Source organism: Bradyrhizobium sp. USDA 4532 (genome assembly GCF_024171315.1).
GTDB lineage: Bacteria > Pseudomonadota > Alphaproteobacteria > Rhizobiales > Xanthobacteraceae > Bradyrhizobium > Bradyrhizobium australafricanum.
In genome coordinates, this window is the sequence record NZ_JALJZN010000001.1 from 8030642 (window position 1) to 8057118 (window position 26477).

The 26477-nt window shown below is 65.1% G+C and carries 27 protein-coding genes and 1 tRNA gene; 13 read left to right on the top strand and 15 right to left on the bottom strand.

Going from position 1 to position 26477, the window contains the following annotated elements:
- The first annotated feature begins 12 nt into the window (after nt 1-12).
- A complete protein-coding gene (locus J2R76_RS37035) occupies nt 13-522 on the top strand; it encodes a MarR family winged helix-turn-helix transcriptional regulator (protein ID WP_168858530.1) in 510 nt (169 codons plus the stop codon).
- A 239-nt stretch (nt 523-761) separates the two neighbouring features.
- Here the strand turns inward: J2R76_RS37035 and J2R76_RS37040 are convergent, their stop codons facing one another.
- From J2R76_RS37040 to J2R76_RS37055, 4 genes are all read right to left on the bottom strand, one after another.
- Complete coding sequence (locus tag J2R76_RS37040) at nt 762-2603, bottom strand: bifunctional 2-polyprenyl-6-hydroxyphenol methylase/3-demethylubiquinol 3-O-methyltransferase UbiG (protein WP_253625690.1); 1842 nt, start codon at nt 2601-2603, stop codon at nt 762-764.
- A gap of 99 nt (nt 2604-2702) precedes the next feature.
- Entirely contained in the window at nt 2703-3977 is a 1275-nt protein-coding gene (locus J2R76_RS37045) for a cytochrome P450 (protein WP_057019294.1), read from the bottom strand.
- A gap of 30 nt (nt 3978-4007) precedes the next feature.
- Nucleotides 4008-5279: a cytochrome P450 gene (locus J2R76_RS37050; protein WP_253589450.1), complete on the bottom strand. Its 1272-nt coding sequence runs from the start codon at nt 5277-5279 to the stop codon at nt 4008-4010.
- A gap of 241 nt (nt 5280-5520) precedes the next feature.
- Nucleotides 5521-5895 carry a hypothetical protein gene (locus J2R76_RS37055; RefSeq protein WP_057019327.1) on the bottom strand — a complete coding sequence of 125 codons (375 nt, stop codon included), beginning with the start codon at nt 5893-5895 and terminating at the stop codon, nt 5521-5523.
- A gap of 266 nt (nt 5896-6161) precedes the next feature.
- Between J2R76_RS37055 and J2R76_RS37060 the strand changes: the two genes are divergently transcribed.
- Both J2R76_RS37060 and J2R76_RS37065 read left to right on the top strand, forming a co-directional pair.
- Nucleotides 6162-7313, top strand: coding sequence for a DUF898 family protein (locus J2R76_RS37060; protein ID WP_253626125.1), 1152 nt, complete (start codon nt 6162-6164; stop codon nt 7311-7313).
- Between the two features lie 4 nt (nt 7314-7317).
- Nucleotides 7318-8436, top strand: a complete 1119-nt coding sequence (locus tag J2R76_RS37065) for a M48 family metallopeptidase (protein WP_253625691.1) — start codon at nt 7318-7320, stop codon at nt 8434-8436.
- Between the two features lie 25 nt (nt 8437-8461).
- Here J2R76_RS37065 and J2R76_RS37070 read toward each other — a convergent pair whose 3' ends face one another.
- Nucleotides 8462-9610, bottom strand: a complete 1149-nt coding sequence (locus J2R76_RS37070; protein ID WP_253607293.1) for an ABC transporter substrate-binding protein — start codon at nt 9608-9610, stop codon at nt 8462-8464.
- 451 nt (nt 9611-10061) lie between these two features.
- Here J2R76_RS37070 and J2R76_RS37075 point away from each other — a divergent pair, with 451 nt between their 5' ends.
- Complete coding sequence (locus J2R76_RS37075; RefSeq protein ID WP_253625692.1) at nt 10062-10274, top strand: hypothetical protein; 213 nt, start codon at nt 10062-10064, stop codon at nt 10272-10274.
- 14 nt (nt 10275-10288) lie between these two features.
- Here the strand turns inward: J2R76_RS37075 and J2R76_RS37080 are convergent, their stop codons facing one another.
- The 4 genes from J2R76_RS37080 to J2R76_RS41150 form a co-directional block, all read right to left on the bottom strand.
- Nucleotides 10289-11284, bottom strand: coding sequence for a LysR family transcriptional regulator (locus J2R76_RS37080; RefSeq protein WP_253625693.1), 996 nt, complete (start codon nt 11282-11284; stop codon nt 10289-10291).
- Nucleotides 11285-11868: 584 nt separating this feature from the next.
- Nucleotides 11869-12669, bottom strand: coding sequence for a DUF2927 domain-containing protein (locus tag J2R76_RS37085; protein ID WP_229192962.1), 801 nt, complete (start codon nt 12667-12669; stop codon nt 11869-11871).
- Nucleotides 12670-12776: 107 nt separating this feature from the next.
- Nucleotides 12777-13352, bottom strand: coding sequence for a L,D-transpeptidase (locus tag J2R76_RS37090; RefSeq protein ID WP_253625694.1), 576 nt, complete (start codon nt 13350-13352; stop codon nt 12777-12779).
- A gap of 221 nt (nt 13353-13573) precedes the next feature.
- A complete protein-coding gene (locus tag J2R76_RS41150; protein ID WP_375166586.1) occupies nt 13574-13684 on the bottom strand; it encodes a sortase B protein-sorting domain-containing protein in 111 nt (36 codons plus the stop codon).
- Nucleotides 13685-13740: 56 nt separating this feature from the next.
- Between J2R76_RS41150 and J2R76_RS37095 the strand changes: the two genes are divergently transcribed.
- On the top strand, nt 13741-15288 hold the full coding sequence (locus J2R76_RS37095) for an acetolactate synthase large subunit (protein WP_253625695.1): 1548 nt from the start codon (nt 13741-13743) through the stop codon (nt 15286-15288).
- A 50-nt stretch (nt 15289-15338) separates the two neighbouring features.
- Nucleotides 15339-15875, top strand: coding sequence for a hypothetical protein (locus J2R76_RS37100; RefSeq protein ID WP_076830771.1), 537 nt, complete (start codon nt 15339-15341; stop codon nt 15873-15875).
- A gap of 393 nt (nt 15876-16268) precedes the next feature.
- Here the strand turns inward: J2R76_RS37100 and J2R76_RS37105 are convergent, their stop codons facing one another.
- A complete protein-coding gene (locus J2R76_RS37105) occupies nt 16269-16502 on the bottom strand; it encodes a hypothetical protein (RefSeq protein ID WP_253625696.1) in 234 nt (77 codons plus the stop codon).
- 171 nt (nt 16503-16673) lie between these two features.
- Between J2R76_RS37105 and J2R76_RS37110 the strand changes: the two genes are divergently transcribed.
- Nucleotides 16674-16814 carry a hypothetical protein gene (locus tag J2R76_RS37110; protein WP_168858519.1) on the top strand — a complete coding sequence of 47 codons (141 nt, stop codon included), beginning with the start codon at nt 16674-16676 and terminating at the stop codon, nt 16812-16814.
- A gap of 69 nt (nt 16815-16883) precedes the next feature.
- Here the strand turns inward: J2R76_RS37110 and J2R76_RS37115 are convergent, their stop codons facing one another.
- Nucleotides 16884-17255 carry a DUF4118 domain-containing protein gene (locus tag J2R76_RS37115; protein ID WP_057019306.1) on the bottom strand — a complete coding sequence of 124 codons (372 nt, stop codon included), beginning with the start codon at nt 17253-17255 and terminating at the stop codon, nt 16884-16886.
- Between the two features lie 177 nt (nt 17256-17432).
- On the opposite strand from J2R76_RS37115, the gene J2R76_RS37120 reads away from it, so the two are divergent.
- Nucleotides 17433-17738: a hypothetical protein gene (locus J2R76_RS37120; protein ID WP_057019307.1), complete on the top strand. Its 306-nt coding sequence runs from the start codon at nt 17433-17435 to the stop codon at nt 17736-17738.
- Nucleotides 17739-17953: 215 nt separating this feature from the next.
- On the opposite strand, the gene J2R76_RS37125 is transcribed toward J2R76_RS37120, so the two are convergent.
- The 3 genes from J2R76_RS37125 to J2R76_RS37135 form a co-directional block, all read right to left on the bottom strand.
- A tRNA-Val gene (locus J2R76_RS37125) sits at nt 17954-18028 on the bottom strand.
- A gap of 113 nt (nt 18029-18141) precedes the next feature.
- A complete protein-coding gene (locus tag J2R76_RS37130) occupies nt 18142-19425 on the bottom strand; it encodes a hypothetical protein (RefSeq protein ID WP_057019308.1) in 1284 nt (427 codons plus the stop codon).
- A gap of 237 nt (nt 19426-19662) precedes the next feature.
- Nucleotides 19663-20268 (bottom strand): DUF1134 domain-containing protein, encoded by a 606-nt coding sequence (locus J2R76_RS37135; RefSeq protein ID WP_016843676.1) that lies wholly within the window; start codon nt 20266-20268, stop codon nt 19663-19665.
- Between the two features lie 153 nt (nt 20269-20421).
- Between J2R76_RS37135 and J2R76_RS37140 the strand changes: the two genes are divergently transcribed.
- Nucleotides 20422-20886 (top strand): YHS domain-containing (seleno)protein, encoded by a 465-nt coding sequence (locus J2R76_RS37140; protein WP_076830784.1) that lies wholly within the window; start codon nt 20422-20424, stop codon nt 20884-20886.
- Here the strand turns inward: J2R76_RS37140 and cysQ are convergent, their stop codons facing one another.
- On the bottom strand, nt 20887-21714 hold the full coding sequence (gene cysQ / locus J2R76_RS37145; RefSeq protein ID WP_253625697.1) for a 3'(2'),5'-bisphosphate nucleotidase CysQ: 828 nt from the start codon (nt 21712-21714) through the stop codon (nt 20887-20889).
- Between the two features lie 256 nt (nt 21715-21970).
- On the opposite strand from cysQ, the gene chpT reads away from it, so the two are divergent.
- The 4 genes from chpT to J2R76_RS37165 all read left to right on the top strand — a co-directional run bounded on the left by chpT (nt 21971) and on the right by J2R76_RS37165 (nt 26457).
- Nucleotides 21971-22618, top strand: coding sequence for a histidine phosphotransferase ChpT (chpT, locus tag J2R76_RS37150; protein ID WP_253625698.1), 648 nt, complete (start codon nt 21971-21973; stop codon nt 22616-22618).
- Nucleotides 22619-22820: 202 nt separating this feature from the next.
- On the top strand, nt 22821-25535 hold the full coding sequence (locus J2R76_RS37155; RefSeq protein WP_253625699.1) for a hybrid sensor histidine kinase/response regulator: 2715 nt from the start codon (nt 22821-22823) through the stop codon (nt 25533-25535).
- A 22-nt stretch (nt 25536-25557) separates the two neighbouring features.
- Nucleotides 25558-26028, top strand: coding sequence for a chemotaxis protein CheW (locus J2R76_RS37160; RefSeq protein ID WP_076824388.1), 471 nt, complete (start codon nt 25558-25560; stop codon nt 26026-26028).
- 63 nt (nt 26029-26091) lie between these two features.
- Nucleotides 26092-26457, top strand: a complete 366-nt coding sequence (locus tag J2R76_RS37165) for a PleD family two-component system response regulator (protein ID WP_018273268.1) — start codon at nt 26092-26094, stop codon at nt 26455-26457.
- Nucleotides 26458-26477: the final 20 nt, after the last annotated feature.

Consider the following 26477-nt stretch of genomic DNA (forward strand, 5'->3'; position numbering starts at 1 on the left):
ATTGTTCCCGGCATGGAAAGCGGAATCGCTAATCTGCTGGGCGCGCTGTCGCTCGCTGTCATGGATCGGATCGAGCAAGGCGCGCGCGAGGTCGTCGGCCGTGGCGGCGAAACGCCCGCGGCGCTGATCGTCATCGGCTATGGCCAGGGCATGACCAACGACAAGCTGAGGCGGATTCTTGGCCTGTCGCACTCCGGAACGGTCCGCCTGGTCGATCGGCTGGTTTCGGATCGGCTTGTCGAACGCCGGGCGGGCAAGGACGGCCGCGAAGTCGCCTTGCACCTGACGGCATCGGGCGCTGCGTCCCGGAATGAACTGCTGGCGTCGCGGATTTCAGCCGTGACGTCGCTGCTCGACGTGCTGTCGGTCGCTGAGCGGAAGCAGCTCGCAACGCTGATCCGCGAGCTGCTGGCAAGGCAGGACACATCCGAGATGGATCGCTTCACGATCTGCCGGATGTGCGACGACCGGGTCTGCACCAATTGCCCGTTGCCGACCAGCAAGGGTCAGCACGCGCGCTAGAGAGGTTACTTTGAATCGAGCGGCCAACTCCGCTCACCTCGCCCCGCGTGCGGGGAGAGGTCGGAACGCATCGCTAGATGCGTTCCGGGTGAGGGGGAGTTTCCGCAAACACAGCTATCACCGCTTATGCGGAGAGTGCCCCTCACCCCAACGCTCTCCCCGTAAGAACGGGGAGAGGGAGCGCGGTGCCATCGCGGCCGCTATTCGACCTCATCTCCTCACGCTCCAGCAGCTTGCCGTCAGCGCGCGTTCTTGCCCGCCATGAACACGTACATGTCCCAGAAAGTCTCGGGATGATCGACCTCGAAGCGGTGCCACTGATCGAGATTGGTCTCGTCGGCCGTGCCCTGAAACTGCTTGCGGAATCGGTCGAGGACCGCCGGATCGTCAAACGGCTCGAACCCCTCGAACGACAGGCCATGCTCGTTCAGGAATGCCGCGATCGCCGGAATCGTCAGGCGGTGTTCCATGACGTTGAACAGCAGATCGCGGCAGCCGCTCATGCTGTAGAAATCCTTGGCGCCGATCAGCGGCTTCCATTTGTCGGCTTCGCGGAAGATGTCCTGCCGGCAACGTCTGATGTCGCCGGCGGTGGCGCGATAATTGCGCGCCGCGATGCGATCGCGGGCCTCGACGATGACGCGGCGCGCCAGATCGCTGTAGAGCCCGATGCGCATCGTGCCGCCCGGCCGCAGCAGCGAGACCAGCACGCGCCAGCCGGCCAAGGGCTCGGCAAGATGATGCAGCACGCCGACCGACTCGATGCTGTCGAAGCTGCGATCGATCGAGGCCAACTCCAGGATGTCCGCCTGCGCATACTCGATGTTGCGCAAGCCGAGCTCCCGCGTCTTGCGGCGCGCATAGGCAAGGCTGGTCCTGCTGATGTCGACCGCGAGCAGGCGGGCGTTGGGATAGACCTGCGCGATCTGGATCGCGTGCGAGCCGGTGCCGCAGCCGGCAATCAGGATATCCCGTTCGGCTCGCTGGTCCGCGGTTGCGACGGTCCTTCCCCGCGCCCGATCCGCTGCGAAGGCCGTCAACGGGTTGACGGTCCAGCGCGGATAGGGATTTTCCTCGTATTGGCGCATCACCTCGACGGATATGTCGTTCGTGATCGGAGTGAGCGCTGCAATAGTGCTGCGCTCTTCGATCTCCTCGCGCGGCTCGCGAAGCTGCACCCGCAACAGGCCGGCGACGGCCGCGGGCCAATCCCGGCGCAGCAGCGCGTCCGCCGTCGGCAAGGCATGAAGCGGGAAGTAAGCGGCGACAGCGGCCAGCGTGAGCGGCATGATCGCAGCGCCTGATGCCAGGTCCTGCAGCAACCGGTCGCGCAGCGCGCCCGCGCCTTCGCTTTCCGCCCCGGTCTGCGCATAGACATATTCGTTGATGAAGCACTGCCGCGCGAGCGCGCAGGCAAAGGCTACGATATCGTCGTCGACGTCATCCTGATCCGGCTTGCTCGCGAGCCGCAACAGCTCGGCCCGCGCATATCCGAACAGCACCTCAAGCTGCATGCTCGCCAGCGTGGTGGTTTCCATCGCGCAGCGCAGGAACAGGTCGTTCGCGAGCGGGGCGACACCCTCGCTGCCGAACAATTCGACGCTTGTGACCGGTAGCGGCCACTTGCTTGCAATCCGCCCGGCATAGGTGGTGACGGTCGGGCTCTGCAGGATGAAGCCGACCGCCTTCGCGTCCATGCCGAGCGCCAGCGCCTTGCTGAAATGCGCGGCCGCCTTGCTGCGATTGCCCAGTGCCTGGTAGGAGTTGCCGGCGTTGTAATGGCAGGCGGCATTGACCTCGTCCGAGGCAATCGCCTTGGTGAACATCTTTGCTGCAGCCCGGTGATCGCCGGCAGCCTGCGCCATCAGGCCGAGAAGATTGAGGCTCTGCACATGGCCAGGCTCGCGCGCGAGAAGCTGCCGGCAGATCTCCTGCGCTTCGTTGAAGCGGCGCATCGCGTAGAAGCGGCTGGCCTCGGCGGCGAGGCCGTCAATGCTGACACCCGTGGAACCGACGGCAGGTGCGTTTTTGCTGGACGCGTCCCGTTGCTTCCCGGCCGCACGCCGCTCTTTTCGGTTCATGTTCCGTCAACTGGCCCGAGCTGCAAGACGCGGTGCATCAACTACCACGCCCGGGAAGACATAGGGCCGATCGTCTTTGTGGCCAAGGACAATCTGGCTTCAGCCCGGGATCCGCACCGGCAGGTTCTCGATGCCGCGGACGAAGCTGGAATAGACCCGCTTCGGCTCACCGACCACCTCGATGCGGTCGAAGCGCTTCAGCATCTCTTCCCAGACGATCCGAAGCTGCAGCTCGGCGAGCCGCATGCCGACGCAGCGGTGGATGCCGAAGCCGAACGACAGGTGGATGCGCGGCCGCGGGCGGTCGATGATGAACTCGTTCGGACGATCGATCACCTCGTCGTCGCGGTTGCCGGAGACATACCACATCACGACGCGGTCGCCCTTCCTGATCGTCTTGCCGCCGATCTCGGTGTCGACAAGCGCGGTGCGCCGCATATGCGCCAGCGGCGTCTGCCAGCGGATCACCTCCGGCACCATGGTGTCGATCAGTGCGGGATTCTCCTTCAGCTTCCTGAACTGGTCGGGATGCTCGTGCAGCGCCAGCACCGAGCCGCTCATGGTGTTGCGCGTGGTGTCGTTGCCGCCGACGATGAGCAGGATGATGTTGCCCATCAGATTGTCGGGGTCCATGTGCCGCGTGGCGTCGCTATGCGCCATCATCGACAAAAGGTCGTTGCGCGGCGGGGCGTTGACGCGCTCGTTCCAGAGCTTCGAGAAATAGGCGTAGCACTCGTCCATCTCCTGCCGCCGCTGCTCCGGCGAGTTGACGACGCCGCTCTTCGGCAGCGCGGTGGAGACGTCGGACCAGCGCGTCAGCTTGCGCCGCTCCTCCCAGGGGAAGTCGAACAGCGTCGCCAGCATCTGGGTGGTCAATTCGATCGAGACGCGCTCGACGAAGTTGAAGGTCTCGTTGCGCGGCAGATTGTCGAGCACGCTGGCCGAGCGCTGCCGGATCAGCTTTGCCAGCTCGTCGAGATGCGTGGGTGTGAACATCGGCGACACGGTCTTGCGCTGATGGGCGTGCCTCGGCTGGTCCATCGCGATGAAGCTCGGATAGTCGTAGCCGGGCGGCACATCGCGGATCGAGATGCCGCCGAGCGTGGAGTCCGAGGAGAAGATGCCGTGGCTGGTGTCGACATGCATGATGTCGTTGTACTTCACCACCGACCAATACGGTTCGATCGGCGCATTGGTGCAGTAGTGCACCGGCTCTTCCTTGCGCAGCCGCTCGAACCACGGCCACAGCGTGTCGTTCTGGAACAGCTTTGGCGCGCCGGGATGAAAATCCCTGAGCGGTGTCGAATACGCTTCCTCGCGGGCCTGGCGCAGCAACTCGGCCCGGTCGGCACGGATGGCGGTCTGGACGTTCATGTTCCTTGATCCCGGTTGGCTCGCGACGCGTCAGGCGGCGATGCGCACTGGCAGCGTCTCGTAGCCCTTGATGAAGCTGGAATACACCCGCTGCGGCTCCTCCACCACCTCGATGGTGTCGAAGCGCTTGAGGATCTCCTCCCAGATGATCTTGAGCTGCAGCTCGGCGAGCCGTAGGCCGACGCAGCGGTGGATGCCGAAGCCGAACGAGATGTGGGTGCGCGGCCGGGCGCGGTCGATCAGGAACTCGTAGGGCTTCTCGATCGCTTCCTCGTCGCGGTTGCCCGAGACGTACCACATCACCACCTTGTCGCCCTTCTTGATCTGGCGTCCGCGGAACTCGTAGTCGGCGAGCGCGGTGCGCCGCATATGGGCGAGCGGCGTCTGCCAGCGGATCACCTCGGGCACGAAGCTGTCGATCAGCGCCGGGTTCTCCCGCAGCTTGCGGTACTGCTCCGGATGCTTGCTCAGCGCATAGATGCTGCCGGACAGCGTGTTGCGCGTGGTGTCGTTGCCGCCGACGATCAGCAGGATCAGATTGCCGAGGAAGTTCTTCGGGTCCATGTTCCGAGTGGCGTCGCTGTGCGCCATCATCGAGAGCAGATCGCTCTTCGGCGGCTGGCTCGCGCGCTCCTTCCACAGCCTTGCGAAATAGCTCGCGCATTCCATCAGTTCGGCCTGCCGCTCGTCTTCGGTGGCGACGAGGCCGCCGGCGCCGGGCAGGGTGGTCGCGACGTCGGACCAGCGCGTCAGCTTGCGGCGGTCTTCCCAGGGGAAGTCGAACAGCACCGCGAGCATCTGGGTCGTCAGCTCGATCGAGACCTTGTCGACCCAGTCGAACACCTCGCCGCGCGGCAGATTGTCGAGGCACTCGGTCGAGCGCTTGCGGATGTTGGTGGCGAGCTCGTCGAGGTGCGTCGGCGTGAACATCGGCGCCACGGTCTTGCGCTGCGCCGAATGGCGCGGCTGGTCCATCGCGATGAAGCTTTCGCGGCGCAGATCCGGCGGTACGTCGCGGATGGTGATGCCGCCGAGCGAGGCGGCCGAGGAGAACACCGAGTGGTTGGTCTCGATGTCCATGATGTCGTTGTAGCGGGTGATCGACCAGTACGGACCGAACATCGAGTCCTTGCAGTAGTGCACCGGATCCTCGCGGCGCAGCCGGTCGAAATACGGCCAGAAGGTATCGGTCTTGAACAGCTCGGGATTGCCGGGATCGTAGTCCGAAAGCGCAAGCGAATTGGCGCGTTCGCGTGCGGCGTCCAGATTCGTGTTGTCGACGAGATCGATGGTCCCGTGCATGAGCGGCTCCTCAACCGTTTGAGCTGCCGGGGCATGGCCGGCGCGGCATGTTTTACCGAATTACATTCTCATTCCGCGGTTTGCGCAAGGGCTCTCGACGCGCATTTGGCCGCATTGATGTCAGGCCAAAGCGGCCGAATCCGGGCTTTTCCGGCGGGGAGGGGCTGCGGCCGCGACCACGCCCGTTTGAAACGGCGTTTGATCTGGCCGGGCGGCGGCGTGCGAACGGTGCCGGCGCCGTTTATTGACTGCCGGTCTTCTCGCCGGCGGGCTTTTCGCAGGGGTAGGTGTCCTGCATCCCCCACAGCAGCAGGAGAGCGATCACCATCTCACCTTTCGCCGACCGCTTGTCGGCGGACTTGAGCATGATCTCTTCGGTCTGCTCGCTGCTCAGTGCGAGGTCGTCGGGCATGCAGAACAACAATTGGCCGCCATGCCGTTTCAGCCAGGCATTGGACGCCATCAGGCCGCCCCTGACGCCGTCGAGGTACATGTGATTGAAGATGCGCAAATTCTCACTCTTTGGATTGCGATAGGAATCGAGCCGCACGTCGACGGCAGCGGCCGGAGCTGCCGTGAGCGTCAGGAGGCATGCTGACAGGATCCATCTGTTCATCGCTGCGGTTTCCTCGCTTTGCGGCGGCGGCTTCGCCTCCATCGCCTGATCGTTAAGTATGTCATTGCCGCCCGGGGGTTCGACGCCGGCGGTCGATCGAGGACTGCGCGCTTTCCGGCATTGCCGTTAAGGCATGGCCAACCGCATCCCGCCAAAAATCGGCCGGCGATCTCGACCTTGTGTGAAACCTGGATCACACTCGCGACGACAAATCTGTGCTTTTGATACCCAGAGATTGTCCCGCCAGGAGCCATCCCGTGAACGACATGAGCTGGACCCCGCTGGGGCCGCCGCAGCCGCCTCCGCAACCGGCCCCGCCGCCGATGCCGGTGGCGTTTTCAGGGAACCGGAAGGAGTTCTTTCGCCTGGTCGCGCGCGGCGCCGGGCTCGAACTGGTCACGGTCGGCTTCTACCGGTTCTGGCTCACCACCGACATCCGCCGTCATCTGTGGTCGAACAGCCAGATCGATGGCGACGCGCCGGAATATACTGGCCGCGGCAAGGAGCTCCTGATCGGCTTCCTGGTCGCGCTCGCGATCCTGGTGCCGATCTATCTCGGCTACTTCCTGATCGGCATCGAGGCGGAGCATTTCAAGGCGTTCGCCTCGCTGCCGCTGGTCGCCTTCTTCTATTTGTTTGGCCAGTTCGCGATCTATCGCGCGCGGCGTTACCGCCTGACCCGCACCGTGTGGCGCGGCGTCCGCTTCTGGATGAGCGGCTCGGGCTGGGTCTATGCGCTCAAGGCCTCGCTCTGGGGCGTGCTGGTCGTGATCACGCTCGGCCTCGCGCTGCCGTGGCGCGAGGCGGCGCTCGAACGCTACAAGATGCGGCACTCCTATTACGGCGACCTTCAAGGCTCGTTCGACGGCCGCGGCTGGGAGTTCTTCGCGCGGGGCTGGTGGCTCTGGGTCCTGATGCCGTTCGCGCTCTACAGCACGATCTTCGCCCCGTTCGCCTATGCCGCGTTCAAGGCGGTCGAGTGGCGCTGGTGGCTGTCGGGAATCCGTTTCGGCGAAGTGAGGCTGGAGTCCACGCTCCGCCGCGGCGCGCTGATCGGCCTGTACTGGAAGGTGATCGGCTGGGTCGTGCTGCTCGGCATGGTGTTCGCGGCCTATCTCGCGCTCTGCACCTTGCTGGTCGCCAGCATGGACGGCTCCTCGATCTCGGACTTCTTCAGGACCGAGGCGTTCGCCAAGAGCATTCCGCTGATCGTGCTGCTCGGCATCGGCTACCTCGCCTTTGCGCTGGCGCTGAACGTGGTGTTGCGCGTCTATCTGATGCGCGATCTCTGGGTTCGGGTGCTGTCCTCGACCATCGTGCACAACATCCAGGCGGCCGCCAACGTCACCGCGCGCGGCGAGCTCGCCAACGCGCTCGGCGAAGGCTTTGCCGATGGCCTCGACGTCGGGGGCTTCTAGCTCCATGGAATCCGATTCCAGTCAGACCAATTCCGCGGCGCCGGCTCCCGGCGGCGCCTTCTTCGACGGCCTGTCGAACCGGCGGCGCATCGTCGCACTCAGACTGTCCGACGCACTGGAGATCCGCGAAGACGGCGCACTGCTCGCGCGCTGGGTGTTTCACGACATCCGCCGCGCCGACAGCCCGTCCGGCCTGTTGCGGCTGAGCTGCCTGACCGCACCGCCTCTGGCGCGGCTCGACATCCGCGACGCCGGGCTGATCGCCGCGCTGGTCGCGCGCTGCGACACGCTCGAGGCGGATTTGCCGAACCGCAGGGGCGTCGCCGCGATCGTCGGCTGGTCGCTCGCGGCCGCGGTGTCGATCGTGCTGGTGGTGCTGTTCGGCGTGCCTCTGGCCGCCGAGCGGCTGACGCCGCTGGTGCCCGACTCGTTCGAGCGCCGCATCGGCGATGTCGCGGAGGCGCAGGTCAAGGTTCTGTTCGACGGCAAGCCCTGCAGCAATCCGGCCGGCCAGGCGGCCTTCGCGAAGCTGGTCGGCAAGTTGCGGCAGTCCGCAGGCTTCGATACGTCGGTGCAGTCGGGCGTGCTGGCGACGTCGGTGCCGAACGCCTTCGCGCTGCCCGGCGGCAAGGTCTATCTGTTCGACGGGTTGCTGGAGAAAGCCGAGAACCCCGACGAGATCGCCGGCGTGCTGGCGCATGAGCTCGGCCATCTCCGGCACCGCGACAGCATGCGCGAATTGATCCACAACGGCGGCACCTCGTTCCTGATCGGGCTGTTGTTCGGTGACGTCACCGGCTCCGGCGCGCTGATCTTCGCCTCGCGCTCGCTGGTGACGTCGTCCTATTCGCGCGACGCCGAGACCAACGCCGACAGCTTCGCGATCGAGACCATGCACAAGCTCGGCCGTCCGGCCAAGCCGATGGGCGAACTGATGTTCCGCGTCACCGGCAAGGAGGGCGGCAAGGGGCTCTCGCTCGTCTCCAGCCATCCCTTGACCGAGGACCGCCTCGCGCGCATGGACAAGGCCGATGCCGCCAGCCGGCCCGACGGTCCGCCGCTGCTGTCATCGGCCGAATGGCAGGCGCTGAAGGGCATCTGCAGCGGCGCCGGCAAGGTGTGACGGCGCAGCCGCCGACGCTCCCTCGCTACTTCACCAGCCTGAACTTGCCGCCTTCGACCTTGATCAGGAACGCCGAACGCTCGTCATAGCCGTTGTGATCGGTCGGGCTCATGGTCGAGAGGCCGTTGTTCAGGTAGACGTCCTTGCCGCGCTCGAGCTCGTCGCGCAGCGCGGCGCGGAATTCCGCCGTGCCGGGCTTTGCGGTCTTGAGCGCATTCGCGGCCGCCCGCTTGAACAGCGTGACGGCGTCCCACAGATGCGCGCCGAAGATGTTCGGCCTCGAGCCGTTGGCCTTCTCGTAGGACGACACGAACTCGTCGCGCACCTGGCGGAACGGATCGTTCGCCGGCAGATCGTCGGCGATGGTGAAGGCTTCGCCGGTGAAGATCGCGCCCTCGACATTGGCGCCGCCGAGCTTGATGAACTCCTCCGAGGCCACGCCATGGGTCTGGAAGATCTTGCCGGCATAGCCGCGGCTGCGCAGCGCCTCCTGCGGCAGCACGGCGGGCGTGCCGGCGGAGGCGATGAACACCGCTTCCGGATTGGTCGCGATCACCTTGAGCGCCTGGCCCATCGCGCTGGTGTCGGCCCGCGCATAGACCTCATGCGTCGTCACGGTGAGGCCGAGCTGCGGGGCGAGCCGCGACACCTCCTTGTAATAGCCTTCGCCATAGCCGTCGGAGACGCCGATATAGCCGAGCGTCTTGATGCCGGACTTGGCGATGTATTTCAGGATCGCCGCCGCCATCAGGTCGTCATTGGGCACCACCTTGAACGCCCAGCGGCGGCGGTCGTCCATCGGCTGCACGATCGCGGTCGCCGCCGCGAGCGAGATGATCGGCGTCTTGCTCTCCACGGCGACGTCGAGCATCGGCATGGTCACCGGGGTGAGCGAGGAGCCGATCAGGATATCGACGCCGTCCTGGATCACGAGGCGCCGCGCATTCTGCGTGCCCTTGGTCGGGTCGGACTCGTCGTCGAGCGCGATATAGGTCACCTTCTCGCCGCCGATCTCCTTCGGCAGCGCGGCGATGGTGCGCATCTGCGGCTGGCCGAGCGCCGATCCCGGTCCGGATCCGGACACCACGACGCCGACCTTGATGTCGGCACGCGCGCCCGGCGCAATCAGGATCGCGCTCGCAAATGTCAACAGTCCGGCCATGGCCAGCTTCATTGCAACTCCTCCCAGCAGGTTCTTTTTATCTGCGGCCGATGATAGCCGACCGCCGTCCGGTCGCGCATCATATTGATTCCGCCCGATCCGTCTGTCCCCCTGATTGGGGACATTGGGCGGCGCGGGCAGGGTCTGCGCCTGCTCGAGTTCTGCCCTGATCGGCTGGGGTGCCGAAACGGGGAACGGGGATGGCGAGGCCGACATCGTCCGGAGCTCTTGAGCGGGCTCCGCCCGTCCTCAACCTCGCGTTTACCAATCCCTTAAAGGCCGTGAGAACCAGTTTCCCTAATCGGGCGGCAACGACCTGCTGTTATTGAAGGACAGGAAAAGGGAGTACGAACCATGTTCAGCATTGTTCGGATCCTCGTCTTGATCGCATGTGCACATGCGGGATCCGTGGTTGCGGAAGTGCAGTGGGACGGCGCGCGGTCATCGCCGGCGGTCCACGTCCATGATTGAGCCTCATCCGATTGCGTCCGAGCACGCGCGCGCCATCTGCGAAGAGATTGGCGAACGGCTGCGCCACGCCCTGCGTGGCGATTACGCCGATCTGCCGCCAAGGCTGCGCGAGCTGGTCAACGAGCTCGCTCTGCAGGACTGTGAAGCGCCGTCGCTGGTGCCCACGATGGCTGACATGACGAGACCGCTGGTCGCCGCGGCCTAAGCCGAGCGTCTGCGTCACACGTTCTTCGCGACCTTCCGTGTCCGCGTCGGACCGGCGCCGGCGATCGTCGGCTTGATATTCCATACCGCGCGCACGCTTGCGAAGGCGTGGGCGATCACCGGCTCCTGGCGGCGGGCGGCGAGGCTGGCGAAGGAGAGATCGCAGGTCAGCTTCACCTTGTCGGCGACCACGAACTGATGCGGCCGCGCCATCCGCGGCGCCAGCACGTTGTCGCGTGCGAGGCTGAGGCAGAGGCCGGATTCGACGAAGTCGATCATCGCCTCTTCCTGGTCGGTGTAGCCGATCCGCTTCGGCAATGCGCCGAGCGGTCGGAAGATGTCGTCGAGCAGCCGCCGGTGGCCGGAGTGCGGCGGTGTCGCGAGCCAGGGCAGCTCGGCGAGCTCGGCCCAGCCCTTGCCCATCACCCGGTCGCGCCAGGCGATCGGTGCGATCACCCGGTAGTCGTAGCAAAGCAGCGGGGCGAGCTGGTAGCGGCCGTCCACGATGGTCCGTTCGGTGAAGCTGTGATGGACGAGCTGGTCCTGCGGCGTGGCGTCGACATAGTAGCCGACGTCGAGTTCGCCGCGGCCGATCTGCGCCAGCACGTCGTCGCTCACGCCATGACGCAGGAAGACTTCGGTGCGCTGCGAGGACATCGCAAGGCTGCGCACGAACGGCCCGAGCCGGGTGAATTCGGGGTCGAGGATGGTGCCGACGCGCAGCGTGCCGCGCTGTGCCTCGTTCAGCGAGTCCGCCATCGTCTTGAAGTCGGACGCGGCCGCCACCGCCCGGTGCGCCAGCGGCAGCAGCGCGGCGCCGGCCTCGGTCAGGGTGAATCCGGCAGGTGTGCGGTTGAACAGCTGCAGCCCGGTGCTTTCCTCGAGTGCCTTCAGCTGCAGGCTGACCGCGGGCTGGGTCAGCTTCAGCATCGCCGCTGCGCGCGATACCGTGCCTTCACGGGCAACCGTGATGAAGCAACGCAAGGCCTGGGTACGGGGAAGCTCGATCATCGCACGTGCTTATAGCACACTTTTTTGGCGCGCATCCGACCTGCGTCGTGCATTGTCATGCGATTATAATACAACCAATGCGAGAATTCAGGACCGCCGCCACGCAACCATGCCTTCCGGTGCGCGCGGTTCAACAATGACTGTCTCTGGAAATACTGGATCGCCCGGTCAAAGCCGGGCGAGGACTACGCAATGACGCTACGTTACGTCGCGCGAGAACCATCCTCGTCGTCCTGGCGAAAGCCAGGACCCATTACCCCAAATGTCAATTGTTGCGCGATGCTGTGGCCGCGATCTCGTTCATCATCAAGTGCGGTGGTCCTGGCTTTCGCCAGGACGACGATTGGGGAGATCGCGCGCTCATGTCGCGAGAACGCGGATGCATGATTCACAAGCGGCGCAACAACCTCAGTGTCGTCCCGGCGCAGGCCGGGACCCATTACCACGAATGCGAATTGTTGTTCGACGCTGGGGCCACTGCCTGTTCAACAACGTGACCCTGCGGCGTATGGGTCCCGGCCTTCGCCGGGACGACGGCTGTGAATGCCGCGAGCGTGTGCGCCGATCGACGGAGGCCGCCACCCTCACTCCAGATGGTTCACCTTCGCCACCCAGGCGCGGACGTCGGCGAGGACGGCGGGCAGCACGGCCTTGACCTCCTGCACGGTCATGCCGGGCTTGATGCGGGGGTCGTAGAGCAGGTTGAGCAGATATTGGTCGTAGACGTCGAAATAGCCCATCGAGACGTTGTCGTTGAACATGGTCCAGGGCACGGTGGCGGTGTCGTTGATCGGGCCGAGCGACTGCAACAGCTCCTCATAGGCGCAGTCGAGGAAGACGAAATCGCCGTTGTCCACGGTGAGGATCACGTCGGAATGCTCGATTTCGTAGTTCTCGTTCTTGCGGAAGCCGGACAGGCATTGCGGGTCGAGCGAGGAGCGGATCTCCCTGGCGCGCTCCTGGCCGTAGAAAGTCGCGATCGTGCGGTACAGCTCGCGGTCGCGCACCAGCTTGACCACGACATTGGCCGCTTCGTTGTTCTCGGTTATCGCGATGTCGAGATGCTGCACCTTGCTGCGGATGTCGGCGACGACCCTGGCGAGCTGGGCCTTGCGGTCGGCGCGGCTGCCGTCGGCGAACACGCGCACCGGACTGTCGTACTTGCGGATTCGGTCGACCCGCCCGGCGAGATGATATTCGGCGCCGAACGCGGTTTTCAGAAAGCCCTCCACGATCTCGGCGTCGGTGAAGACCTTCTTCTCGTTGCGCTGGCGCGCGGCGATCGCCGGTACCTCGTTGGCGGCCGCGGGCAGCGCGGCATCAGCGAGGCAAGCGGCGAGCGCTACGGCAAGAAGGACGAGGATCGAAGGACGGTGCTGGGGCATTGTGACAACGCTGCCGCAAGGTTTGCGGCAGCGCAAGGAGGGATCAAGGCGGCGGGATCAGCGATCTTGCCGAATGGCGGCGCCTGGTTCCGTTGAAATCGACGCGATCAGTTGTTCTTCACCACCACGGTGGTGCCGACCGAGACCCGACCATAGAGGTCGGTGACGTCGTCGTTGGTCATGCGGAAGCAGCCCGACGAGACGGCTTGGCCGATCGTCTCCGGTTCGTTCGAGCCGTGGATGCGGTAGAGCGTCGAGCCGAGATACATCGCGCGCGCGCCGAGCGGGTTCTCGATGCCGCCGTTCATGTGGCGCGGCAGATCGGGGCGGCGGCGCAGCATCTGCGACGGCGGCGTCCACGACGGCCATTCCTTCTTTGCGGAGATGCGGTGGACGCCGCTCCAGCGGAAGCCGTCGCGGCCGACGCCGATGCCGTAGCGCAGCGCCTGGCCGTTCGCCAGCACCAGATAGAGCCGGCGCTCGGCGGTGTTCACCACGATGGTGCCGGGGGCGTAGTTGGTCGGGTAGTTGACGGTGGTGCGCGGGATCGGGCTTACGCCGCCGCCGCCGAAGAAGCTCGGGGCTTCGGACTGATAGCCGCGGGAGTCGAAGAACTGGGCGTGGGCCTGGCCGGCACCTGCCAGGATCGTGAGCGCGGCAAACATCAAGGCAATCGGGCGCATGGTCGTCGTCCTCGCGAACAATCAAATATGCAGTCAGAGAGGCCACAACTGCCGGCGTTTCGCAAGCGACGAAGCCGTGACCTCAGGCATTTTCGAACAACACGGTTTAAAAAGGCAACAGATCGGAAGCGATACCTGCATTGTCCGGCCAAGCCTTTGACGAAGCGGCTGAAGAATGGTTGATCTGGAGCGTTTTCGAGCGAAGTGGGTACCGGTTCGCGTCAAGAAAACGCGACCAAACAAAAGCTGGAGCGTTTTCGAGCGAAGTAGGCACCGGTTCGCGTGAAGAAAATGCGACCAAACAAAAGGATACGAGCATGATCCGATTCAATCGGATCGGATCATGCTCTGAGCGACCTCAAGAACATCTCGAAACGGGAGCGAGAGCATGAATGGTGCGGAAAGTCTGGTGCGGACATTGGTCGCAGGCGGCGTGGATGTCTGCTTTACCAATCCCGGCACCTCGGAGATGCATTTCGTCGCGGCGCTGGACAAGGTCCCGGGCATGCGCTGCGTGCTCGGTCTGTTCGAAGGCGTGGTGACCGGTGCGGCCGACGGTTATTTCCGCATGAAGGGAACGCCGGCCTCGACGCTGCTGCATCTCGGGCCCGGCCTCGCCAACGGCCTTGCCAATCTGCACAACGCCAAGAAGGCGCATTCCGGGATCGTCAACATCGTCGGTCAGCATGCCACCTACCACATCGGCTACAATGCTCCGCTGACGTCGGACATTGAGGGCCTGGCGCGGCCGATGTCGTCCTGGGTGCGCACCTCGCCGGATGCCAAGTCGGTCGCCGCCGACGGCGCGGCTGCGATCGCCGCCGCCAGGAGCGCGCCGCCGCAGATCGCGACCCTGATCCTGCCGGCCGACACCGCCTGGAACGAAGCCGACGGCATCGCCGAGGTGCCCGTGGACACGCAGCGTCCGAGCTATTCGCCGCAGGCGGTCGACACCGCGGCGAAGATCCTGCATGGCGATGCCGCGCATACGCTGCTGCTCGTCACCGGCAGCGCGCTGACCGAGCACGGGCTGGCGCTCGCCGAGCGCATCGCCGGCAAGACCGGCTGCACGGTGATGGGCCAGACCTATCACCCGCGCATGGCGCGCGGCCGCGGCCGTTTCTCGATCAACCGCATTCCCTATGTGATCGAGCAGGCGTTGCCGATCCTGAAGAAATTCCGTCACATCGTGCTGGTCGAGGCCAACGATCCCGTGGCGTTCTTCGCCTATCCGAACAAGCCGAGCATGCTGAAGGCGGAAGGCTGCGAGGTGCATCGCATGACCGCCTGGGGCGAGAATTCGGTCGCGGCGCTCGAGGCGCTCGCGGGCGCGCTGCATGCGACCGCGCAGGACGTCAAGCCGCAGCAATTGCAGGAACTGGTCAAGCCGACCGGTGCGCTCGACCACGCCACGATCGCGCAGGCGATTGCGTGCGCGATCCCCGAGCACGCCATCATGGTCGATGAATCCGTCACCACGGGCCGCGGCTTCTTCCCGCCGACGGCGGCGGCCGCGCCGCATGACTGGCTGCAGAACATGGGCGGCTCGATCGGCTTCTCGACGCCGGTGGCAACCGGCGCGGCGGTCGCCTGTCCGGACCGCAAGGTGATCTGCATGGTCGGCGACGGCAGCGCGATGTACACGATCCAGTCGCTGTGGACCCAGGCGCGCGAAGGGCTCAACGTCGTGACCATTGTGTTCGCCAACCGCATCTATCAGATCCTGCGCGGCGAGTTCGACGGCGTCGGCGCCGGCGAGCCGGGCAAGCGGGCTCAGGACATGCTGAAGATCGACCGGCCGACGCTCGACTTCGTCGCACTCGCCAGGGGCATGGGGGTACCGGGCAGGGCGGTGACGACCGCCGACGAGTTCAACAAGGCGCTCGCGGAAGCCGTCGCGGAGCCGGGACCGCGGCTGATCGAAGTGCATATGTAGAGGCGTAGCTGAAAGGCCGCGGCGGCGGCCCAGTCCAGTCGGAGGCGTCGATGCAGACCGAGCTGAACAAGGTGATCGCCGCCGTGGAGGAATTCTATGCGCAGGAGATGTTCCTGCTGGAGCGCGATCTCGGCGAGCGAACGCTCACTCACCGGCTGGCGGTCTATGTCGAGCGGCAATTTTCCGGCTGGCAGGTCGATTGCAACTACGACCGGCTCGGCGAACGCACGCTGCGGCTGCCGCGCGGCTCAGGGAGCTCGACCGACGACCATCTCGGCAAGTCGATCTATCCCGATATCGTCGTGCATCAGCGCGACATCCCGAACAATCTCCTGGCCATCGAACTGCGCAAGGACAGCAATCACCAGCCGATCGAGCACGATCAGCGCAAGCTGCAGGCGCTGACCGACCCGAATGTCTGGTTTGCCTATGCGATGGGCGTGCTGGTGATCGTCGGACAAGGCGGGGTGAGCTTTACCGAGGTCTATGCCGGCGGAGCCATCGATAGCGCGACATCGCTCTGGTTTGCCGAGCGGCTACGCGAGAGCGGGCTCGCGAACAGGCGCGACAATGGCGCTCCGCATTAAGTCTATCGATGAATCTTTCCTCGCGTTTGCAGTGATAGCCCGTTTGGATCATGCGTCGCCCCTGCACGCGCGGCACAACAGAAGGTGCGGGAGGTGGAGCAATTCCTGGAGCTGGTGGTCAATTTTCAGAACGATCCGATGGCGGTGCGGATTATCAGCTCCGCAACTCTTTCGCTCCCCCTCCCGCACCTGAATTCGCTGGTCCAGCCTGCACTGATCCAACTTCCACTGCCCCAACTTTCCACTGCCCGAGGTGGTCGGCGCACTCGATTGCGACGCGACGGGCCGATGCAACATCCGCACCGAGACAGTAAAAAGGCCGCCTTCGGGCGGCCTTTTCCGTGATCGCCAAGTCCGCGATCGCCAGGTGGATCACCGAGCGATTGTTTCTGCTTATTGCTTGGTGGCATCGCTGCCGGTCGTGGCGGCACCGGTCTTGGCACCGGTCTTGGCGCTCGATTTCTTGGCGGTCTTCTTCGCTTTCTTCGGCGCCTTGGCCGCCTCGCCCTTGGTCGCGGTGTCGCCGCTCTGCGCGGCGGGGGCCGGGCTGCCGCCCGCCTTGTCCTGCGCGAGCGCGGCGGACGAGACGAAGGCAAGGGCGGTGGCGGCGAGGATCAGTGTTCGCATCGGATGTTCTCCCAAGTTGGTTTCCGGCGAGCCTCAACGGGACAGAATGTCGCAGGGTTCCGCGGCACCGATCAGCAATCCGTGAGCTCTGCGTGAACGGCATGGCCGCCGCGGAACCGGGAACCGGGCGCCGCGTTATCTGGCCGGGCAGGAGTTCCGAGGAGAGACGCCATGCGCTGGCGGTCAATGACGGAAACCACCAATACGGTGCTCGACACCGCCCCCGAGGACACCTTCTACGCGGCGGGCTGGACCATCAGCGGCGTGGCAACGCTGGCCACCATCGTCGCGATCTGGATGTTCGGGATCTGAGAGCGAACGATCCACGACAAGGCAACGGTGCGCTATCGCCGGCGGCCGGGCCGCGGCTTGGGTCGTCCGCTACTTCCGCAGAATTGCCAGCGCTTCCCGATAGAGCTGCGAGAAACAGACCAAGAGCGCGCTCGACAGCAGGAACATCGCCAGGCTGTCATAGTCGCCGGCCGTCGGCCAGCCGAACTCGAAATAGGGCGGCATGAACGCCCACCAGACGATCGGTACCGTGATGATGGTCGCAAACGCGCCGGCGGGCGCGCCGCCCATCAGGCCGGCGATCAGGATCGCCGGCACGAAGCCCGCGAAATAGAACTGCATGCCGAAGCTCGAGAACATCTCCTGGGTCGCGGTGGCCAGCACCACCGCAAGCAGGGCGACGACGAATGTCGACAATGACCAAGGCCGCAGCTTCAAAATGTAGTCGTTGCCCTTGCGCATCCAGACTCCGGCCCCCGCGAGTTCCGGGAAGGTAGCCGAGGAGGCCTGCAAACAAAACCCCGTACGATTCCGAGGGGCAGGGTTGTGCTCGATACAGTGAAAAGGAACCGGCCCGGTCAAGCCGCCGCCGCATTGTCGCGCATATTGCATTGCGGCACGGTGATTGGGGGCAACACGATGCTTGAGCTTCTGATTGTCGCTCTCGTCGCCGGGATCGGTTTCATCTCGGGGTACGGCGCACGCGAGCTGATCTCGCGCCGGCGGCGGGGATCCGCCTCGCGCGCTCACGTTCGCGCGCCGCAGGTTCGCGCCGCGAATGACGACAGCTCCGCCTCCGGCTGGTATCGGCGGGCCGGCACGCAGCACGCCGATCACGCCATCCCGCCACCCGACGAACTCGACGGCGCCGTTCGCGACCTGCTCGGCGAGCTCAGCCGGCGCAACGCCAAGCCGTCATCCGCACCGCAGCGCCGCCGGCAGTGAGCCGGAATGCCGGGCCGCATCGCCGAGATCGGCGCCGCTGGCCTGCCGGTGTTTTGCGCGACGAGTTAATCAAAATTCGGAAATGGCGTAACCCGTTGATCCGGCTCGCCTCGGCTACTTTGCATGGGGTTGTTTTCGACATTTTTGTGAGGCGGTCCCGGAGGACAGCAGAATGTCGACAATCGTTCGCACCTGGCAGAGTTCAGGAGGCAGGATGGTGGACGCACAAGGGATCGAACCTTGGACCTCTCCCGTGTGAAGGGAACGCTCTCCCGCTGAGCTATGCGTCCGGGATGTGACGTGCCAAAGGCCGCTGGTCGGCGGCCGGTCGATTAAGGCGCTTCGTCAGAGCGTGCGATTTACGAAGTGCCGGGTAGGGGTGTCAAGCCAAACCCTGCGGGAATCAGGCGCCTTGCTGGCGGGCGCGGGAGGCGTGTGACTGCAGCGCCCGGATGCGCTCGGCGAGCGTGCCGCCGCCCTCGGGTAACCCGCTGCCCGGCGAGACGCCGTTGGCGGGCTTGGCAGCCGCCTTGGCCGGCACCGTCGGCTCCGCCGCCAGCATGGCCTCGATCGCCGAATTCGGGCCCTCGAGTTGGATCGCGAGCTTGGCCACCTCGGCGGCAATGTCGTTGATGCGCTCGCGCAACAGCGCATTCTCCATCCGCTCGGTCGCCCAGGAGCTCTCGGCCTGCTGCTGGATCGCGTTGATGTCGCGCTGCAGCTTGCCGCGCTCGTCGCTGACGGTGCGCAGCTGCTCCTCGACTTGAGCCTTCTCCTGCCGCAGCTTGTCGAGCGCGGAGGATTTGCCGCCGCCCGCTGCCGCGATCTCCTCGCGCAGCTCCTGCACGGTCCGCTCGGCGGCGGCGTTGGCCTGCTTCAACTGGCCGTTCTCGAATTCACGCTCGGCAAGCAGCTTGCCCTGGGTCGCAAGCCGCGTCTCGAGGTCGTTGACCCGGTTGCCGAGCATCTCGGCTTCCTTGACCTGGGCGACGAGCTGGCGGTCGAGATCGGTGACGCGCTGGCTCAGATTCTCGACCCGGCCGCGCGCGTCGGTGAGGTCGCGCGTCGCGGTTTCCGACTGGCTGCGCTCCTGGGCGAGGCGGGCTTCGGTTGCCGCGAATTCCCTGGCGGCATCGCCGACCCGGTTCTTCAGCTCCTCGACCTGGGTCCGCACCGCGACCAGTTCGATCTGGCGGCTGTCGGCGGTCATCGCGCGGTCGTTGAGCTCGGCGTTGATCTTGCCGAGCTCGCCCTGCTTGTCGGTCAGCGCCTGCTCGGCGTTGCGCAACAGCTCCGTCTTGGCCGAGAACTCTTCCTCGGTGGCGCGAAGCTGATCCTTCATCGCCTTCTCGCGCGCCTCCAGCGCGAAGATCGCGGCGTTCTTCTCGCCGAGCTCGATCTTCATGCGGTTGATCGCATCGGTCTTCTTGCCGAGCTCGGCGAGCTGGCTCGTGGTCTTGCTCTTGAGCTGGTCGACGCTCATCTCGAGCCGGCGGGCCGACATGGCGAATTCGGCGCGGAGCTGGTCCTTGTCGGCCTGGATCTCGGCCATCGACAGCGGGGTGGCCGCCTCCATGCGGCGCGTGGTCAGCCGCACCGCCCGGTTGTGCACCAGCGGAACGATCATCAGGCCGCACAGCATCGAGATCAGGAAACCGATCGCCGCGTACATGATCGGCTCGATCATGAAGGGTCACTCCAAGAAAAGAAGGAATTTGTTAATCACAATGCCACGGCGGGCCGGCCAAAGGCCAGCCCGATTGCCGCGTTAACCTGAATTGCTAACCGTGCCGGAGCGCCGGCCTCATCGCCCGATCAGGGCTGCGACCTCGCGCTTCGTTCCGATTGAATCGGATCGAGGCTCCAGATTCTGTCCTGACGCGTCTTCTTGATGCGAACCGGCGTCCGCTCGGCTGGAAATGCCTTAGAACGGGTTCCAGGTCGCGCGCGGGGTGAATTTGAGATAGCCGACGCTGGCGCCGAGCCGCAAGCCGATGCCCGAGCGAATCGGGACCAGCACGATGTTGTTGGCGGTCAGCGCCGTCATGCCGAAGCCGCCGACGATATAGGCCGAGCCGTCGATGCCGACGAAGCGCTGATAGATCGCCTGGGTCGAGGGCAGGTTGTAGACCAGCGTCATGGTCCTCGCGCCGTCGCCGCCCCAGTCGAAGCCGACCGAGGGACCCTGCCAGTAGACCCTGAGGTCGCCGGCGTTCTTGGTGTAGAGCGTGCCTTCGCCATAGCGCAGCCCGGCCACGAAGGCGCCGGAGCCTTCCTCGCCGAGCACATAACCATTGGGCAGGCCCCATTGGCTGACGGCGCGCTCGATGACCGAGGCGAGTCCGCGCGAGACATTGCCGAAGAACTTGTGTCCGGCATTGACCAATTCGTCGGGCCCGTAAGTATACGGGGTCGGCTCACGCTGTGGCGGCGGATATTGCGGTGGCGGGCCCTGCTGCGCGGACGCCCCTGCGCTCCAGCACATCAGCGCGGCAAACGCGACCGCGGCAAGGCGTGATGCGAAAGTCATTAAGAACCCCTGCTATCGAAATCCGGGCGCTGCCCTTTAACCTGATGCCAACAGGCACGGCTCTAGGTTGCGCCCGGTGTCCCCTCGACTCGGATGTTATCGGTATCAACTATGACGGCACAACGGCAGGAAAGATATGGATCGTGCCGGGGGATGGCGTTTTTCGGCCTGTTGGCGGGCATTTTGGCGGCCATCTGGCCGTCCTTGCCTGTTCAGGCCACCACAACCGAGCGCGTGGTGACGAACCGCTACTCCGGATTGGCGATCGAGGGATTCGATCCCGTCGCCTATTTCACCGACGCCGCCGCCACCCAGGGGCGGCCGGAATTCGAGGCCGCGGAGAACGGCGTGGTCTGGCGTTTCCGCAACGAGGGCAACCGCGCTTCGTTCGTGGCGCATCCCGAAATCTATGGCCCGCAATTCGGCGGTTACGATCCGACCGATCTGGTGCGGGGCGTCACCTGCGCGGGCAATCCGCGATTCTGGGCCGTCGTCGGGAACAGGCTTTACCTGTTCAACCGGGAACGCAGCCGTGACGCGTTCGCCGCCGATCCCGCGCGTTTTTTGAAGGAGGCCGCGGCGCGTTGGCCGGAGCTGGAAGACAATCTCGCGCAGTGATCACGGCGCCGCGGCCGGGTCGCCCCAGGCGATGAATTCCGGCACCAGGAAGTCTTCGCGGCCGAGCCCGAAATGCAATGGGCTTCCCTTCGAATCGGTGACCTTGCCGCCGGCCGCTACGACGACCGCGTGACCTGCCGCAACATCCCACTCCGATGTCGGCGACAGGCGGGGATAGATATCGACTTCGCCCTCGGCGACACGGCCGAATTTGACCGCCGAGCCCAGCACGGCGCGGACCGCGTTGCCGCGCGCGTCGATGAAGGCTTCGGTGCGCGCATCGCCATGCGAGCGGCTCACTGCCACCGTCCATGGCGCGCCGCGCGGCGGGCAGGGACGGGTCTTGATCGGCACCGCCTGCGAAACCGCGCCGCCCTGCAGCGTCAACCGCTCCGCGCCCTTGCCGACGATGCCGCGCCAGATCAGCCCGAGCGCCGGTGCGCCGACGATGCCGAGCAGCGGCACGCCTTGCGTGACCAGCGCCACATTGACGGTGAATTCATTGCGGCCGGCAACGAACTCCTTGGTGCCGTCGAGCGGATCGATCAGGAAGAAACTGTCTTTATAGGGCGGCGTCGCCAGATGGACGCGCTCCTCGGACAGCAGCGACACCTGCGGCGCGAGCCGCGTCAGCCCTTCGACGATGATGTGGTCGGCGGCGAGATCGGCCTCGGTGACCGGCGACCCATCGTCCTTGCCGGCAACATTCATCGTCGAACGATTGACCGCAAGAATCGCGTCGCCGGCGCGGATCACCAGTTCGGTCAGTGATTCGAGCAGCGTCGCGGTGGCCTCGCAGCCGATCAGGGACGGCTTTGCCTTATTCATGTGCGGGTCTCATGTCAGCGGGTCGCATATCCTGTTTGTGTTCCCTGAGATCATGATGCGATGACGGAGCATCGCATCATGATCTCATCTCCTTGTTTGAGCATGATCTTTTCGGAAAACCGGTTTCCACTTTTCCGGATCATGCTTTATCAGTCCCGCCGCAAGCTGGCAGCATCCGTCTGCGCGGTGTATCAAGCCGACAGGCATGCGTGATTCGCACTCCTCGGTCGGCGTGCGGCTTTCCAGGAAACAATTGATGTCTGGCACTTCGTCTCCCGGTCCCGCTCCCGATGCGCTCGAACTCGCGGCGCTCTTGTGCTCGCGGGTCTGTCACGATCTCATCAGTCCGGTCGGCGCGATCGTCAATGGGCTCGAGGTCCTTGACGACAATCCCAAGCCCGAAGACCGCGACTTCGCGCTCGATCTGATTCGCAAGAGCGCCAAGACCGCTTCGGCGCGGTTGCAGTTCTGCCGGCTGGCGTTCGGCGCGGCCGGTTCCTCCGGCGCGCAGATCGATCTCGGCGATGCCCAGAACATGGCGAAGGGGCATATCGAGGACGGCAAGGTGACGCTGACCTGGAATTTGCCGCGGCTGCTGTTGCCCAAGAACCGGGTCAAGCTGCTCTTGAACGTGCTGGTCATCGCGCAGCAGACCATTCCGCGCGGCGGCACGCTCACCATCGACCCGGTCGGCGAGGGTGAGACCATGAGCTTCCGCATCACGGCCGCGGGCCTCAATGCGCGCGTGCCGCAGAACATCGTCGATCTTCTGAATGCGACCTCGCCGAACACGGTCGATGCGCATGCGGTGCAACCGCACTACACCCGCCTGCTGGCGGAAGCCTGCGGGCTGAAGGTGACGCTCGCGCTCGACGGCGACAAGGTTATCATTGCCGCGTCCTGACCGCGGCCGCGCCGATATCATTAATCAAAGGTTACGAGCGGCCGCGCGATTCGATCGCGCGGCCTTATCTCTTTGTTGATCCCGTTCCTTTCCATTTGCTCAACCAAACTTAAACGCTTTGCGGAGAAGCTGACCTGAGTTCCGTCAGGCGCGTCGATGTTGCGCGCCGCTGCGTTTTCGGCGTTTTTCGAAGGTTGGTTTCATGGACGATCTGTTGCGCGAGTTCCTGACGGAGAGCAGCGAGAGCCTGGATACGGTCGACAACCAGCTGGTGCAGTTCGAGCAGGATCCGAACAACGCGAAGATCCTGGATAACATCTTCCGGCTTGTGCACACCATCAAGGGCACTTGCGGCTTCCTCGGGCTGCCGCGGCTCGAGGCGCTGGCGCATGCCGGCGAGACCTTGATGGGCAAATTCCGCGACGGCATGCCGGTGACGGCGGAAGCCGTGACGCTGATCCTGTCCTCGATCGACCGCATCAAGGAGATCCTCGGCGGCCTCGAGGCAACCGAGGCCGAGCCCGAGGGCAACGACCGCGATCTGATCGATCAGCTGGAGGCCATGGTCGAGCACGGCATGGCGGCGATGGCGGTTGCCGCTGAAGAGGACGTGCCTGTCGTCGAAGCTCCGTCCGTGCAGGCTAACATGACCGAAGGCACGCTGGTGGTGCAGACGCTGGAGCGTCCGCTGCGTCCGGGCGAGGTCTCGCTCGACGAGCTCGAGCGCGCCTTCCGCGAGACCGAGACCGAAGTCGCCGCACCGGCGCCGGCCGCGAAGCCTGCCGCTGCGGCTCCCGCCGCCGAGCCGGCCGAGGCTGTGAAGAAGCCGGCCCGCAAGGCGGCCGCTGAGGACGTCCAGGAAGGCGACAAGATCGCCAACCAGTCGATCCGGGTCAATGTCGACACCCTCGAACACCTCATGACCATGGTCTCCGAGCTGGTGCTGACCCGCAACCAGCTGCTGGAGATCTCTCGCCGCAACGAGGACACCGAGTTCAAGGTGCCCTTGCAGCGGCTCTCCAACGTCACCGCCGAGCTGCAGGAAGGCGTCATGAAGACGCGCATGCAGCCGATCGGCAATGCCTGGCAGAAGCTGCCGCGCATCGTCCGCGATCTCTCCGGCGAGCTCGGCAAGCAGATCGAGCTCGAGATGCACGGTGCCGACACCGAGCTCGACCGCCAGGTGCTCGACCTGATCAAGGATCCGCTGACGCACATGGTGCGCAACTCCGCCGATCACGGGCTCGAGACCACCGCCGAGCGGGTCGCCGCCGGCAAGCCGGAGCAGGGCACCATTCGCCTCTCCGCCTATCACGAGGGCGGCCACATCATCATCTGCATCGCCGACAATGGCCGCGGGCTCAACACCGAGCGGATCAAGGCCAAGGCGCTCCAAAACGGTCTCGTCACCGAGGCCGAGCTCGAGAAGATGACCGAGGCCCAGATCCACAAGTTCATCTTCGCGCCGGGCTTCTCGACCGCGGCCCAAGTCACCTCGGTGTCCGGCCGCGGCGTCGGCATGGACGTGGTGCGCACCAATATCGACCAGATCGGCGGCACCATCGACATCAAGAGCGTGGCCGGCGAGGGCGCCTCGGTCACCATCAAGATCCCGCTGACCTTGGCGATCGTCTCCGCTTTGATCGTGGAAGCCGGCGGCGACCGCTTTGCGATTCCTCAATTGTCTGTCGTCGAGCTGGTGCGGGCCCGCGCCAACTCCGAGCACCGCATCGAGCGGATCAAGGACACCGCAGTCTTGCGCCTGCGCAACAAGCTGCTGCCGCTGATCCACCTCAAGAAGCTCTTGAAGATCGACGACGGCGCGACGACTACGGATGCCGAGAATGGCTTCATCGTGGTCACTCAGGTGGGTAGCCAGACCTTCGGCATCGTGGTCGACGGCGTGTTCCACACCGAGGAGATCGTGGTCAAGCCGATGTCGACCAAGCTGCGGCACATCGACATGTTCTCCGGCAACACCATCCTTGGCGATGGCGCCGTCATCATGATCATCGACCCCAACGGGATTGCAAAAGCGCTCGGCGCGTCCGGCTCCTCGGCCCATGACCTCGCCGACGACAATGCGAACGCCCACGCCGCAAGCGGCGAGCAGCTGACCTCGCTGTTGGTGTTCCGCGCCGGCTCCTCGCAGCCCAAGGCGGTGCCGCTCGGCCTCGTCACTCGGCTGGAGGAGATCGCAACCGACAAGATCGAGCTCTCGAACGGCCGCTACATGGTGCAATACCGCGAGCAGCTGATGCCGCTGGTGCAGATGGCCGGCGTCGAGGTGCAGTCGCAGGGCTCGCAGCCGATCCTGGTGTTCGCCGACGACGGCCGCTCGATGGGGCTCGTGGTCGACGAGATCATCGACATCGTCGAGGAGCGGCTCAACATCGAGGTCGCGGGTTCGCAGGACGGCATCCTCGGTTCGGCCGTGATCAAGGGCCAGGCCACCGAGGTGATCGACGTCGGCCACTTCCTGCCGATGGCGTTCGCCGACTGGTTCTCGCGCAAGGAGATGCGGCCGTCGGCCTCGGCGCAGTCGGTGCTGCTGGTCGATGACTCAGTCTTCTTCCGCAACATGCTGGCGCCGGTCTTGAAGGCCGCCGGCTACAAGGTCAGGACCGCGGGCGGCGCGCAGGAGGGGCTCGCCGCGCTGCGTTCGGGACAGAGCTTCGACGTCGTGCTGACCGACATCGAGATGCCCGAGATGAACGGCTTTGAGTTCGCCGAGAACATCCGAAGCGACCACAATCTGAACCAGCTGCCGATCATCGCGCTGTCGGCGATGGTGTCGCCGGCGGCGATCGAGCGCGGCCGGCAGGCCGGCTTCCACGACTATGTCGCCAAGTTTGACCGTCCCGGGCTGATCGCGGCGCTGAAAGAGCAGACCGCCGAACTGCGCCGGGCGGCCTGACACGGGATAAGGACAGGGATCGATGACCAGCAAGACCGAGACAAGCGAAGGCGCGATGGCCGAATACGTCACCGCCGTGATCGGCGGGCAGCTGTTCGGCCTGCCGATCTCGCGGGTGCAGGACGTGTTCATGCCGGAGCGGCTGACGCGGGTGCCGCTGGCCTCCAGCGAGATCGCCGGCGTGCTCAATCTGCGCGGACGTATCGTCACCGTGGTCGACATGCGCGCCCGGCTCGGGCTGCCGAAGGCCGACGACGGTAAGCCTCCGATGGCGGTCGGCGTCGACCAGCGCGGCGAATCCTACGGCCTGTTGATCGACCAGATCGGCGAAGTGCTGCGGCTCTCCGAAAACAGCCGCGAGGACAATCCGGTCAACCTCGATCCCCGCATGGCCAAGCTCGCCGGCGGCGTCCACCGCCTCGACGGCCAGCTCATGGTCGTCCTCGATATCGATCGCGTGCTCGAACTGGTGCCCGACGCCAAAGCGGCGTGAACAGGGCCGCCCGAACTGAAGAACTGAAACATCCCACCGGGGATGAGGAAGTAGAGGTCGCAGATGAGAACCTGTCTTGTTGTCGATGACTCAAGCGTCATTCGCAAGGTCGCCCGTCGCATTCTGGAAGGGCTCGATTTCCAGATCGTCGAGGCCGAGGACGGCGCCAAGGCGCTCGAGGCCTGCAAGCGCGCGATGCCGGAAGCGGTGCTGCTCGACTGGAACATGCCGGTCATGGACGGCTACGAGTTTCTCGGCAATCTCCGCCGCATGCCCGGCGGCGATCAGCCCAAGGTCGTGTTCTGCACCACCGAGAATGACGTCGCGCATATCGCACGCGCGCTGCATGCCGGTGCCAACGAATACATCATGAAGCCGTTCGACCGGGACATCGTCACCGCGAAGTTCCAGGAAGTCGGACTCATTTAGAGCATGATCCGGAAAAGTGG